This window comes from Verruconatronum alginivorum (genome assembly GCF_056590205.1).
The window spans coordinates 2,391,910-2,405,605 of record NZ_JBWPVQ010000001.1 but is presented as its reverse complement, the minus strand read 5'-3'; the positions used below and the strand labels follow the sequence as shown (position 1 = coordinate 2,405,605).

The following is a 13,696-nucleotide window of genomic DNA, read 5'->3' as shown; positions in this document are numbered from 1 at the left end:
ATGACTATGAATTCAATTGAACTGATCGAGCGGGTTCTCCGCATGGAAAAGGGCGACCGCATTCCGTTTTGCCCCGCCATCTACGAGCACAAGGGGTTCCTTATCGGAAAAACCCCTTCGGAGATTTGCCGCGACAAGGACCTTCTCGTCCAGGGGCTTCTGGCCGAATACGAACGTTACCAGCCGGATTTTCTCACCGTCGGAATCGATGTTTACAACGTCGAGGCGGAGGCGCTCGGCTGCAAAATAGTTTATTTCGACGACTCCCCCGACGTGCCCGGAGTCGAAAGCAATCCGGTCCGGGAACCGAGCGACCTCGACAAGCTCGGCATTCCCGATCCGACCCGTGACGGCCGAATGCCTCTTTACCTGGAGGCCGCCAAAGAACTCCATCAATTGCTCGGCGACAGGGTAAAAATCCGAGGCGCCATCACCGGTCCCTTCTCCCTCGCGTCGGAGTTGCTCGGAGCGGAAAACTTCATCGTCATGACGATGCAGGATCCGCAATATACCCGGCGCCTGATGGAATTCACCGCCCGGGTGGCGGCGGAGTTCGGCAAAGCGTTCATCGCCCTCGGCCTCGATCCGATCATCTTCGATTCACGGGCGATGCCGCCACTCTGCTCGCCCCAGATTTTCCAGGATGTCGTCTCCAAAGTCTATAAGCGGATCCTGATCCCGGAACTGAAGAACGCCGGCGCCAAAAACATCCCGCTCATCATCGGGGGAGACACCACCCCGATTCTCGACGCCATCATCGATACCGGCGCCACCCAGATCCTCTGCGACTTCGAGGGCGACATCGAGCTGTTCAAACGAAAAGCTCTCGCGAACAAACTCCCGATGCGGGTCAATGTCGACCCTCGACTGCTCCACCTGGGACCGATTGAAAAAATTCAGGACTTCACCATGAATATCCTGAACAAATGCTGGGATCACCCGGGCTTCATCCTCGGCACCGGCGTCGCCGCCTACGATTGCCCGCCCGAACATCTCATGGCGGTCAAGGAATGCCTCGACAATGATTACAAAAACTGGGAGCCCAAAGCCCCTCTCTACAAACAGAAAAAAGAGGAGGTCGAGGCAATCGTCAGCGACGATGCTCCCCAATACGCCGACGATCTCGAACCGGTCCTGCGCGAAATGGCCGAAGCCATCGAAGAGGGAGAGGAAGAAGACGTTCCCGAATTGGTCGAAGAAGCATTGGAGGAAGGGATCGATCCGGTCGAGATCGTCAACCGCGCCATGATTCCCGCCATGGAAATCATCGGCTACCGGTTCGGCAAAAAGGATCTCTTCGTCCCGGAAATGTTGATCGCCGCCCGGGCCATGAGCGCCGGACTGAAAATCCTTCGACCGTTGATCGCCGAGACCGGACAAAAGCCGGTTGGCCGCGTGCTGCTCGGAACCGTCAAAGGCGACATCCACGACATCGGAAAAAACCTCGTCGGCATGATGCTGGAGGGAGCCGGTTTCGAAATCGTCGATCTCGGAGTGAACGTCCCGGTGGAGAAATTCATCGCCGCCTTGAAGGAGCACGATATTCACATCATCGGGATGTCCGCCCTGCTGACCACCACCATGAACTACATGGGCAAAGTCATCGAAGGTCTGAAGGAAGCGGGCATGCGCGATACCACCAAGGTCCTGATCGGAGGCGCGCCGATCAACGAGAAGTTTTGCGAAAAGATCGGCGCGGATTACTACGCGGAGTCCGCCGCGGATGGCGTCATCGTCGCCAAACGGGCCCTGGCCGACCTCCAGGAAATCGGACTGGTTCCGGCATGATCTACTCGCTGGAAAAGTGGATGAAGGAGAAGGCGTTTGGCTGCCAGATGTGCGGCCAGTGCATCCTCTCCCACACCCGGCTCATCTGCCCGATGAACTGCCCGAAGGGACTGCGCAACGGTCCTTGCGGAGGAACGCTCGACGGCAAGTGCGAGGTGGTTCCCGAGATGGACTGCGTCTGGACGCGGATCGAAGTGAAGAAGGACCAGGGCAAGAAGTTCACCGTCCACCAGCCATTGAACCGGTCACTCGTCGACACCGCCAGCTATGTCAATTTCTTCACCGGTAAAGACCGGCCAACCCGGCTTCCCAAAGAGCCGCGCAACACCCTTCACATTCCCGCCGACTCCGATTTGTCGCGGAAAATGCATCGGCAGGAGTTCGTGGTGACGCTCGAAATCGCCTCCCCTCGCAAGACCGAGGGACTGAAGAAAGTTGCGGCGATCATGGAACGCGTGGCCGGTCGTGTCGATGCCGTGAATACAACCACCAACGCCGGCGGCAAGCCCTCCCTCCATTCGACCGAAACCGGCAAGGTGGTGATGGAGCACGGGGTGGAGTCGGTCATCCAGTTTTGCGGACGCGATCACACGCCGGACGACTTCCTCCGGGAGATGGAGCAGGCCATCGAAATGGGTTACAAAAACTTCCTCCTCCTGACCGGCGACTGGCTTCCGGACGTGGAACGAAAGACCGACCAGCAAACCTGGTTTCCGATGGACAGCTCGCAGATGGTTTTCGCCATCAATGAGCGGCTCGAAAGTTTTCGCGAGCGGTCGGAAATCGTCCCCTACATCGGGGTCGCCGCGAACCCGTTCTCCACCCCTTTGAACGTGAGCGTGGAGCGTCTCGCGCTCAAACGCCTGGCCGGAGCCCGCTTTTGCCAGACCCAGGCGGTCACCGATGTCGGGGTCTTCCGCACCTGGTATCAAGCGGTCAGACAGGGCCGCGAACACGAAGCCAAACTCACGATTCCCTCGATCCCGCTGATCGGCAATCGCCGTGCCTTCGACATTCTTTGCCGCCTGCCGGGAGTCTATGTCAGCCCCGAGCTTCACGCCGCTGTCGAACAAGCGGAGGATTTGCCCCGCGCCGGTTACGAATGGGCCCTGAAAACCGCCGAAGGCGTGGTCGCCGCCGGGGCCGCCGGCGTCCATGTGATGAATTTCGGCATGCCTCCCGAATGGATCGAAGAATACCTGGTCGCCGTCCGCGAACGGGCGATCGATACGAGAGCCGCCACCACCTCCAACTAACGTCGCTTCACATGAAAACCGCCACCACGATCATTTCCTCCAAATCCCATCGGGCCCGCATCGCGCCCGACCGCAAGACTGTCGTCATCGGCGAGCGTTGCAACGCCCTCGGCTACAGACGGGTGCGCGAGACCGTCGCCCGCGGCGAATGGGACGAAGTCACCAACCGCGCCGTGGAGCAGTTCGAAACCGGGGCCGGTATCATCAATGTCAATATGGTCGGCCTCGATATTCCGGAGAAGGTCCTTCTGCCGATCGCCGTGAGCGCGATTCGATCGAAGGTGGATTGTCCGCTTTCGCTCGACTTCGGCGACCCGGAGGCGCTCAATGCCGCCTTGGGCAAAGTGGAGGGGCGATGCCTGATTAACTCCGTGTCCGGAGAAGAGGAAAAGCTTCACCAGATTCTGGAAATCGCCAAAAAGCACAACGCCGCCATGATCGCGATGACCTCCGACGACGAAGGCATTCCCTACACTCCGGAGGGGCGCCTTAAATGCGCGTTAAAAATCCTCGAAGCCGGGGAAAAATACGGCTTCACGATCGACGACTTCATCTTCGATTGTATTGCCATCGGGGTGGCGACCGATGTCGGGGCCGGTCGTTGCACCATGGAAACCATGCGCCTGATCCGCCGGGAACTCGGAGCCAACATCACCCTCGGCGCCTCCAACGTCAGCTTTGGCATGCCCAAACGCAAGACGTTGGACGCCTACTACCTGGCGATCGCCATCAGCCATGGAATGAACGCCCCCCTGACCGACATCACCCACCCCGCTTTGAAATGGGCGATCCTGGCCGCCGACACCACCACCGGCACCGATAAGCTCGGCATGAAGTTCATCAAAGAGTCGCGCAAAGAGAAGAAAGAACGGGAAGAAGCGGCCGCCCAGCCAGTCCCGCAACTCTCCTGAACAAACAGTATCATGAAAACCTGGATACAGTGCTCGGGCTACTTTTCCGAGACCGCCCGCATCACCCGGCATTGGCTGGCCATCGAAAAAGCAGCCGTCACCGCCATCACGGACCGCCCCCCGCCATCCGGGGAAACCGTTCTGTTCGCGGATCGCGAGGTTTACCTCTGCCCGCTCCTGAGCGACACCCATGTTCACTTCTATATGGACCCTTGGCCGCTCGAACCGGCGCTGCGAGCCAAGCCGGGTTCCGGTGATTTTGAAACGGAAGTTCGAAACGGCATCGCACGGGTCAAGGCGGCCCACCGTCGCGGTTTCGGCTTTCTGCGGGATTTGGGGGACCCCCACGGAATCAACCTGGAGGTGAAACGGCGTCTGCTGGCCGGGACCGAATCCGCCCCCGAACTCCAGGTGGCTGGACCCGCCATCCATCGTCCGAAAAAATACGGACGCTTTCTCGGGGTCTGCCGCGAAAGCCTGAACGATGTGCTGCGGTTCATCGACGAACTGGTTGAACGAGACGGGGTTGATTTCATCAAAGTGGTCACGACCGGCATCGTCGATTTCGCCACGAAACAGGTGAAGCAGGCACCGCAATACACCGCGGAGGAATTACGGACCGTGGTCGCCCACGCCGGGAAACTCGGACGGAAGGTCGCCTCCCATTGTTCGGGAAATAACGGGGTCGATATCAACATCGCTGGCGGCGTCCCGTTTATCGAACATGCCTATTTCGCCGACGAGCGGCAGATCGAGCGGTTGGCCGAAACCGGCCAATTCTGGACGCCGACCTTCGCGCCGGTTTACCAGCAAGGGGCGAACGAGAGCTGTGGTTGGGATTTCAACACACGGAAGGCGATCGACGAAATCCTCGAGGAGCACGGCCGGCGTCTGGCGCAGGGCCATGCGGCCGGCGTCAGGATTCTCGCCGGATCCGACGCCGGCAGTCCGGGGGTGGAAATCGGTGACGGCCTGCTAATCGAACTGGAGAACATGACGCGAAACCTCCGCCCCGAGGAGGTGCTTCGCATCGCCACCGCGGCCAATGCCGATGCCTGCGATACCCACCACTACACCGGTCGCATCGCCGTCGGTGGGCCTGCCTCCTTCATCGTTTGCGAAAAAGCCCCCTGGCGGGATATCGGTATTCTGCGCCAATCTTCGGCCGTCTTCGTCGATGGAGCATCGGTCAACCGAGAGGAAACATGCATTCCATCCAACTAGATTCTCCCCAAAATCTCGCCGACCACCTGCGCGCCCAGCGCATCCCGCTCAAAATGTCGTGCGGGGGCAACGGATCGTGCCGGACCTGCCGTGTCCTAGTGGACGGAGAACCAGTGCTGGCCTGCCAAACCCGGCTCGAGAGGGGGTGTTACGATCTGACCGTCCCGCCATCCGGGGGAAGCAGCATAAATATCCAGATCGATCTCGACAGCCTGGCCGGCGATTGCCCTCCTGTGACGAAAAGGCTGCAACGATGGAAGGTCACTCTTCCCCCGCCGGATGAGTTCCCCCATCGCTCTAACCGCTGGCGTCTGGAGAAGGCGCTCGGCAAGCGAGCCTTATCCCCCCTTTTTTTCCGCGACCTGTCCCACGATCGCCTTCAAGGATCATTGGACATCTACGAATTCGACGACGAGCCCCTCTCCCTGGCTGACGAGGAACGGAAATTTTTTGCCTTTGCCATCGACATCGGCACCACGACAGTGGCCGCCGCCCTGCTCGATCTGGAAACCGGCGAGACCGTCGATGCCCTGGGGCGCTTGAACCGCCAATATTCCTATGCCGAGGACCTGGTGGCGCGGATCTCCTTCTGCCGCACCCCGGAGTTGCTGGAGGAAATGCGCGACCTGATTTTGCGGCATACTTTGGCCCCTCTCCTGCGCGGACTGCTCAAGCAAAACGGCGTCCGAAACGACGATCTCCTGACGAGCGTCATTTCCGGCAACGCCACGATGATCCATCTCCTGCTCGGGCTCGACCCGACCGGGATGGGAGGCTGGCCCTTCAACGGCATCGATTATGCCCCGGATCCGATCGCCGCCGTCACCTGCCGCCTGCCGGGCCGGACGCTGGAATTTGTTCCTTCGGCCTCGGCCTACGTGGGCGGCGACATCATCAGCGGCCTCCAATATCTCGATTTCGAATACGCCCCCGACCGGACGCTCTTCGTCGACCTGGGCACGAACGCGGAAATCGCGCTGAAAGCCAACGGCAAACTTTATTGTTCGGCCGTTCCCGCCGGTCCCTCGTTCGAAGGAGGCGGCCTTGCCTGCGGTATCAGCGCCATTCCCGGCGCCATCGAAAAAGTCTGGAACGACGGCGAGGAAATCCATTGGAGCACAATCCATAACGAACCCGCCGCCGGTCTCTGCGGATCCGGTGTGATCTCCTTCGTGGCGGCGGCCTTCCGCGCCGGCATCCTGCGCAAGAAAGGACGCTTTGCCAGACGCCATCCAAAAGTAGAACGCAAGATCCTGCTCGGCGAGGAGGAGAAGGTGTATTCGCTGACCGATGACATCTACGTCAGCGAAACCGACATCAGCACATTCCTCCAAGCCAAAGCGGCGGTGTTCTCCGGAATCATCACCCTCTGCCGCGTGGCGGAGATCGAAATCAACAATTTGAAAAAAGTTTACCTCGCCGGAAACTTCGGTCGGAGGGTCGACCTCCGCGACTTGATAGACATCGGCATTCTTCCTCCTCTACCGGAAGAGGCGATCGAAGTCTGCGGGAACACTTCCCTCAAAGGAGCGATCAACGCCGCCGTGGATGCCGACGCCCGCCCCCGGATGGACCGCCTCATTCAGCAGCTCCATTTCGTGGAGCTCAACGAGCAACCAAATTTTCAGAACGACTTCATCAACGCCCTTTTCATCCCCCACTTAACCCTCGATTTTCGTTTGACGGATAACACGACCTCCAAGTGAGCGAGAATCTCTCAGCGGGTTGGAAGGCCAGGAAGGGAACTTCCGCGACGGCACCGTCATCGTGACCCTCGGGATTGAACTCGCCGGCGGTCCCTTGATGGCCCCTGGCTGCACCATCCTCGGGAAAGGCGTGTGATCTACAACTACGAGTCCCCGGCCAGACGCCTGCTGCGCTTCGTCGAACGAAACGGGATCGCGGTCCTCAACGTGACCGACTCCCGCGAGGAAGACGAACAGGGGATCCACCTCCACGCAACCTCGCTCCTGAAGGACGCCTTCCGTGAACTGCCAACCGGTCACATCGGCCGGGAGGACGAGGGGTAGGCGATGGCCACCAAGACCAGGCTCTTCGACCGGATGCTCCGCCCTTGGGAGATCACCGGAGGCGAACGCCATCTCCTTCCACCTCTTTGTTCTATTCCAAGTCGACCGTTATGATCCTGATTCGTCGTATTTCGGCTCTCCTTCGGGTTTACGGTTTTCCTTCCGGCGTCTGTGCTTTTTGAGGACAATGTTGAAGATTCCCCAGACAGAACCGGCGAGGGCAAGGGGAACCCAAATCCAGAGGACGTAGTCGGCCCACCATACTTCGAACCGGGCCAGTGATTGCCCGAGAGAGGTCGGTAGGGGAATGAGAGATCGAAAAGCCGGTGCCAGGAAAACGGGCCAGAAGGTGAGAGAAGCCCAAGCGAAAAAGAGGATGGTAATCCGGATTAACCGTATGAGGGTAGGAAAAGTATGGCACAACGCCTGCCAGATGGTGCGAGGGACCTCGCGGAAAACAAATCGGGGAATTCCGATGATCATTTTCCTTGAGAGGCAATCGATTGTGGAGAGGATATTTTCTTCGGTTGGAATTGTCGGACACGGGGGGTCGGGTGCTGCTCCTTCACCTAAGCCATCGTTTGCGACGAGGAAAAAACCTTGGCAGTTGGAGCATTCGATCTGGGTGTTGGCCGAATCAAACGGGAGATCCGCAATGGTATCGCAGTAAGGGCATTTAACCCCGAAAGAGTCGATTGTCTTGCTCATATTCAGAAGTTCTCGGCTGGTCAGCAATTGGAGGCCGGGGGCAAGAATAGCAGTGGCCACGGTTCAAGCCTTCATACCTAGTGGAAGGTTCGTGTAACCTGATAAATAATCAAGGACTTGTCAGTTCCTATCGTGACATGGAGCCCGTCGTTGGATTCATAGAACCAACGACGTCCGTCCATGGATGGTTTTAGTTCAGGAATCCCGTAACTGTCGATAAAGCGCTGGGCGAACGCCTGAGCATCCATTTCGCCGCTTCCAAACAGACTGCTCACAACTTCGGGGCTTAAGCCGAAACTGGTCACCCTCCAGTGCTGGTCGGCCTGGATGTAGCTGGACCCGCTCCAGTCAATTACCCTGAACTCTACTCCATTTCCTTGCTGGATTGGGCGGATCGCCTCGATTCGGAAAACTTGTGCTCCAGATGGAGATGGCACTTCCGACAACAGTTCCATGAAACGGATCTGCGCCGCTTCGATTCTCATTCCCAGCCGCAGGCCCCGAAAAACAAAGCGAGGGTAATTCGCAGGCGTTGTTGCTGTCTCAGGCGGGGCCTCCAGACCAACGGTGATTTTGGCGTTACCATATAAGTCACCTGGTTCCGGGCGAGGCGGGGGCACAGCGGTGTAAGGTCCTTGCCGCGAGATAGGTGCCCTGGGGGCGGCAATCGAAGTTCGAGGCGCCTGCCCCTTGCCTGCGAAAAGTTCCGACTCAAGACCGCTGACGTCGATCCAACGGGTCCTGAGCAAGATTATCTCATCGGGTCCCTGCGAGGTTTCGGTGAGCAGGAATCGCTGAAGTTGTTCCGGGGCTTCCATCGCCAACCGCCAGATTTCCGAATCAATGGAAAGATCGAATTCGTTGAGAGCACCGGCCCGGATAAACAGCGCCACCCTTTCCTCATCGGCATTTTTGATTGCTTCCAGCCAACCCTCTTCGTCAAAACCGATCTTGGCGACTTGAAGTTCCAGGAGTGCCCGCTGCGGATCCTCGAGGGACTGGCCGCTCGCTTCCAGCCGTAACCGCGCCACCTCATGACTGTCCAACGGCGATTTCTCAAGAAGTGCACCGAGGATTAGAGAATCATCGTGGCGCATGGCGTGGAGAAAAGGAGTCGTTCCATCGCTGGCATTCATGGTCGGCAGGACTCCAGCGTATAGGAAGCGTTCGACCGATTGAAGGTCGCCTTTTGAAATCGCAAGGATCAATCCGTCCACGTTCACCTCGTAACCGGCGGCAAACAAGTGAAGTTGCGTGATCTTTTCGCTCGGAACCTCATCCTCACAGGCCAGAAACGCGCCCAGCGCCATCCCGGGTCCCTGTAGCAGCAGGCGGGAGATATTTGACCATTCCACTTGAATCGCTTCGGCGATGATTCCCGCTTGGCAGTACCCGGCGATCACCGTCTGGTCCGCCTCTCTCTTTAGTGCGTCCAGCAGGCCATCCACGGTTGGAAGGTGTCCGGACAAGAAGAGATTTATACGGGCAGCTTTAGGTGGGGCGAGATTTTCCCCGCGTTCCAAGATTGTGAATGCGGACAGGACGCTACGGGGAATGGAATCAAAGGTACCCTCCAGGACGAGATCAACAGCTTTCTGAGTCCGCCAGTCGAGGCTGGTCGAACTCCTTGCCAGGAGACTGACAAGCTCTCGATCACCTTCAATGAGCGCCCACCAGAGGGGGGAAAGTCGATCGCCGGTATGATCACGCTCCGTCGGGGAGGCCCCTGCCGTAAGAAGGACTTCGCACAGTTCCAGGCGTTCCCGGCGGACGGCCTCGGAAAGCAGGCGCAGCCCGTCGTGGGTGACCGCTGATGGATCCATCCCGTAATCCAAGAGCAACTCCAACAAAGAACGACTGCCGCTTTTAATCGCCGTATGAAGGGCATGGCTTTGGGTAGCCTCGCTTACGAACAAATCGGATGCCAGGAAAAGACCGGTCATTCGGAGGTCTCGTGAGCCAACGACCGCCAGGAAACCGTCTTCGCTGAATTCGTGGCCGGCATCCAGCAACATCACATATGCGGCGTCTCGCTCCGATAGCGAGGCGAGCGGAATCCTGAATTCCCGGCCATCGTCTCGAAGAACATCGACCGACTCTCCGCTCAAGCCGACAAATGATCCGCGTATACGTCTTCCTTCGCGATCCTCCCATTGGCGAAATCGTGCTTCGGCCATTCGTCTTCCAAGGTCTTCCCTTTGCTGAGCAACACGCTGATAGAGGTGGGCTAGGCGCTCTTCTCCCTGGCGAACCAATTCTCTTCCCTGAGCCATCCGTTGTTCTCCGGAACGGCGGATAGCTGCGTTATCAATGACCCTGCCATCAAGGGCGGATCGGGTGTCGGGAGTTTCGACCATTCGCCGTCCCTCCTCGATCATCCGTTCCCCTTGCTCGATTTGACGGTTCGCCCCGAGTTGTTCCTGGCGCTCGGCCGGTGTTAACGATTCAGGCGAGGGAACTGGAACCCCGGAGGATGGCGAGGAGTAGGAGGATGTTTCAGTCCGTCCCAGGCCGATGTTTGGGTAAAGCACGATCAATACCGCGATCAAACCGATCAGGACCGCCGGAGGCAGGGCCGGTCGCCAAAATGATTGAGCATTATCCGCATTCATTGTGTAGTCACGCTGGAGTTTCGGACTGCTTCGATTCCCAGCTCCGAGGAAATGAGCAGACTTCGTTCGCTTTTTATGGCCATGGCCGTCCGGGTCGGGCTGCACCACCAAAGGTTCTCGCCGCGGGGCTCGAAGGAACGAAAAGCTCTCACATTTCCGAGCAAGTCATTCACGAAGCCGTCTGCCGCCAAGTTCTTTGACATGGACACCATGAGCACGGCTTCGACCCGATCCTCGATTACGAAGACGAGGTGATCGCACTGGTCACTCTTGATCCAGACCCGTCTTCCGAGGGACGTTTCGCGATCCTCCTCGATACCAGAGTCGAATCGCTTCACCAGAAGGGCATAGCTTTCCCCAATAAGCGGGTACCGGCTTAGCGTCCCTGCCGTGTTGCGATCATAGTGGCTCTCGTGCGGCAGGAGTGGAAACGTGCGGTAGAAGAACCACCCCCCTGCCACGATCAAAACCATGAGCCCGAAAATGACTCCTTTGGAGAGCCGCACGGTCCGAGGTGGCGGCTTCAAGGGACGCCCGGGTATCTTGGACGATGGCCGCAAAGGTTCCGTAGCCGGGACAGAGAGTTCGTTCAAATGGATCCACTGATCTGTACCCTTTTTCAAAACGAAACAGTCAGGGCTGATTTGCCCCTTTTCACAAAGGTCGAACAGATCGTTTTCCGCGACGGGACCGCAGGTCTTACCTTCGATTTGATAATAATACTTTGCCATTGTCGGTTTCGTCCGGATTTTACCCCTTGTTCACGTTTTCTTCCTGGGCGGCGCGAATTTGTTTGAGTCCCTCTTGGAGGAGAGCCAGCAGGATAATCCAGCCGACGACTCCGAGAATGATCCATTTTGCAATAAAGCCGGCCATTTCTCCGACAAAGGGAATACCGAAAGGCGCATTCCAAAGCGCGTGAAGGCATACGACAGCGAGAAAAACTTTCACGAACCGGGGATCCTTTAGCATCCCCCAGGAGAAGGGTAAACTTCCCTTTACCTTCCACAGGGCAGCGGCAGCGGCAGCTGTCCACACGATGTGTGAGAAAGGAGAAAGTATTCCCCGGATCATAGCCACTACCAGAAAGTCATCGAGGAAGATCAGTAGATAGCCTGCGGTTTCGAGGGCCGCGAATCCTGTGCCGACCGCTGCCCCGAATAGCATTCCGTTTAGTATCCACGGATATTTCGCGTAGCGATGCATCAAGAAAATCACGGCAGCCAGTTTCCCTGTTTCCTCGATGATGCCCGCGCTCGAGGCTGCGAGCCAATGGTAAAGGCCGGTTTGCTCGAAAAAGAAAAGAGAGATGAATATCGCGAGGACGCCCCCGATTACTGCAAGCTTCACAGTCTGATAGAGAGATACGTTGCGGACCGGGTGCATTTCCCAAAAAAGAACCATTGCCGAAATGGGTACGGCAAAAGCCGCCGCAAAGAGGAGCCCTGGGAAAAGGAGGAGATTGTCGAATCGAAATATACCGTAAAGGAACGCGGCGCATAAGACCAGGGACGCCGCCAACATCCGAACAAATAGCCATGGCTCGGGCCACGCGGTGTTGATACTCATTAAATCCGGTGAAGTGGCACGAGTTCCACAGATGAATTTTTCTTCGACTTCCTCTTGGGTGTGTTTGGTAAAAACCTGAGAAAATAGACGTCTCAGGCTGAATCCCCGAATCCGCTCAACGCCCACGAGTCGACTGACGTTCGAGGAGAAGCGGTCGATGAGACCGTCCTCGCCTGCGAAATTTGACGAGCCGAACGAGGATGGTTGATCGCTTCTCCTCCAATAGGATGATCCTAATCGAAGCTGGGCCTTTGAGGATAAGGTGCCCGATGATTCCGCGACTCCGTCGACAAAGGCGGTGCCACTTCCCAAGGATCGGAAAAACACATGTCCGTTCTCGTGGCCGATCTCGAATCCGTTCTCAGGCAGAAACCCATCGTCACTGAGGATCGAAGCCTCGAGTGTGCGGGCAACAACGAGCGGTTGCCCCGGGCGCAAACAAGCTCGTTTGCCATTGTCCGGTCCTTTGAAACATTCCAGATACACCGAGAGATGCTCAGAGTCGGAAATTCGTTCCGAACCATTCGGCGAAGCAAACGGCACGCGCTCCCTGAGCAACGACAGCGGTTGAGCAATAGCCTCACGGTAAGTCACCCAAACTTCTGGCGAGACGTCAGCTCGACATACCATGGTCTCAGTCGACAATTGTCCTTCCGCAGCTAATCGCCGCAGGTCCTCGTCGGAGACTGGGCCCCCAACGCTTTCGTTGAGTCTATAATTCCACATGGTTATTCTTTTTGGGACGTCTATACCCGCACGAATCCGAGCCCCACTCAACGGGTATGGACTGAAGATTCTCGGTGGTTAGGGTTTTCCGTGCTTGGTGGAGAACGCACGGCATCTCCGCACCCCTTGAAGATCCATGATATGAGTCCGAGCACCTCGATGTCTTTGATGGAATTTTAGTGGTCATAAACAAAAGAAAGTATGGGGGATCCTACTGGGAAACCCCTTCGCGAAGAATCGATGGGGGATGACAGAATGACAAGCAAAAACGATGACTATAGTCCGTAGATCTATTGTCTGAGTATTGGATATCCTTTTTCCGCTTTGAAAAAGGAGGAAGGACCAGAGTCCAAGTTCGGGGAAGTCTTGCGGGAAATCCGGATCGAGACGGGTATGTCCCAGGAAAAACTGGGCTTTGAATCCGGCCTCGACCGCACGTACGTTTCCCTGTTGGAACGGGGATTAAGGCAGCCGACGCTTCCAACCCTTTTTAAGCTTGGAACCGCCCTGGGAGTGAAAGCATCCGTAATCGTTCTCCGGACCGAAGAGAAAGCACGAAAATGATCATCCTCAGAGCGGAAGGTTTACTGGAGACGACGGTTACCCCCGACGATATCGTTCCGCCTTGCCTGCCTTTATCGGTAGGGCTGGACCCTTCAAATCGGGGCTGAAGTCAGCACGGCCGTCTCGACGGATTTGGGTCCGGCAGATTTCTAGGGGGGACGTTGCGGGACGAGGGCGGTGGGAACATAAAACCTCGAAAGGTCAAAATGACCCGTCGAATGAGAGGGCCGGAATTTCCCCGGGGCCGGTCTCCGTGAGTCCTAGCGTGTCTGGCGGAGGAGGACCCGTGCAGCCGAGTCGTTCTCGCA

10 protein-coding genes are annotated in these 13,696 nt (G+C 57.6%); 7 read left to right on the top strand and 3 right to left on the bottom strand.

All coding sequences use genetic code 11. From position 1 onward, the window contains the following. Positions 1-6 precede the first annotated feature (6 nt). The 6 genes from ACWUI2_RS08485 (at position 7) to ACWUI2_RS08460 (ending at position 7,209) form a co-directional block, all read left to right on the top strand. Positions 7-1,788, top strand: coding sequence for a uroporphyrinogen decarboxylase family protein (locus ACWUI2_RS08485; RefSeq protein WP_486982424.1), 1,782 nt, complete (start codon positions 7-9; stop codon positions 1,786-1,788). Then, positions 1,785-3,044: a methylenetetrahydrofolate reductase C-terminal domain-containing protein gene (locus ACWUI2_RS08480; RefSeq protein WP_486982423.1), complete on the top strand. Its 1,260-nt coding sequence runs from the start codon at positions 1,785-1,787 to the stop codon at positions 3,042-3,044. Before ACWUI2_RS08485 ends, ACWUI2_RS08480 begins: the two co-directional genes overlap by 4 nt. Before the next feature lie 11 nt (positions 3,045-3,055). Further along, positions 3,056-3,955 carry a dihydropteroate synthase gene (locus ACWUI2_RS08475; RefSeq protein WP_486982422.1) on the top strand — a complete coding sequence of 300 codons (900 nt, stop codon included), beginning with the start codon at positions 3,056-3,058 and terminating at the stop codon, positions 3,953-3,955. Between the two features lie 12 nt (positions 3,956-3,967). After that, positions 3,968-5,179: an amidohydrolase family protein gene (locus tag ACWUI2_RS08470; protein ID WP_486982421.1), complete on the top strand. Its 1,212-nt coding sequence runs from the start codon at positions 3,968-3,970 to the stop codon at positions 5,177-5,179. Next, positions 5,161-6,885, top strand: coding sequence for an ASKHA domain-containing protein (locus ACWUI2_RS08465; protein WP_486982420.1), 1,725 nt, complete (start codon positions 5,161-5,163; stop codon positions 6,883-6,885). Before ACWUI2_RS08470 ends, ACWUI2_RS08465 begins: the two co-directional genes overlap by 19 nt. A gap of 132 nt (positions 6,886-7,017) precedes the next feature. Further along, complete coding sequence (locus tag ACWUI2_RS08460; RefSeq protein WP_486982419.1) at positions 7,018-7,209, top strand: hypothetical protein; 192 nt, start codon at positions 7,018-7,020, stop codon at positions 7,207-7,209. Positions 7,210-7,994: 785 nt separating this feature from the next. Here ACWUI2_RS08460 and ACWUI2_RS08455 read toward each other — a convergent pair. The 3 genes from ACWUI2_RS08455 to ACWUI2_RS08445 form a co-directional block, all read right to left on the bottom strand. Next, complete coding sequence (locus ACWUI2_RS08455) at positions 7,995-10,190, bottom strand: ankyrin repeat domain-containing protein (protein WP_486982418.1); 2,196 nt, start codon at positions 10,188-10,190, stop codon at positions 7,995-7,997. 335 nt (positions 10,191-10,525) lie between these two features. Continuing rightward, on the bottom strand, positions 10,526-11,260 hold the full coding sequence (locus ACWUI2_RS08450) for a DUF4339 domain-containing protein (RefSeq protein ID WP_486982417.1): 735 nt from the start codon (positions 11,258-11,260) through the stop codon (positions 10,526-10,528). A 19-nt stretch (positions 11,261-11,279) separates the two neighbouring features. Continuing rightward, entirely contained in the window at positions 11,280-12,692 is a 1,413-nt protein-coding gene (locus tag ACWUI2_RS08445; RefSeq protein WP_486982416.1) for a PrsW family intramembrane metalloprotease, read from the bottom strand. A gap of 456 nt (positions 12,693-13,148) precedes the next feature. Between ACWUI2_RS08445 and ACWUI2_RS08440 the strand changes: the two genes are divergently transcribed. Next, positions 13,149-13,388: a helix-turn-helix domain-containing protein gene (locus ACWUI2_RS08440; protein WP_486982415.1), complete on the top strand. Its 240-nt coding sequence runs from the start codon at positions 13,149-13,151 to the stop codon at positions 13,386-13,388. Positions 13,389-13,696: the final 308 nt, after the last annotated feature.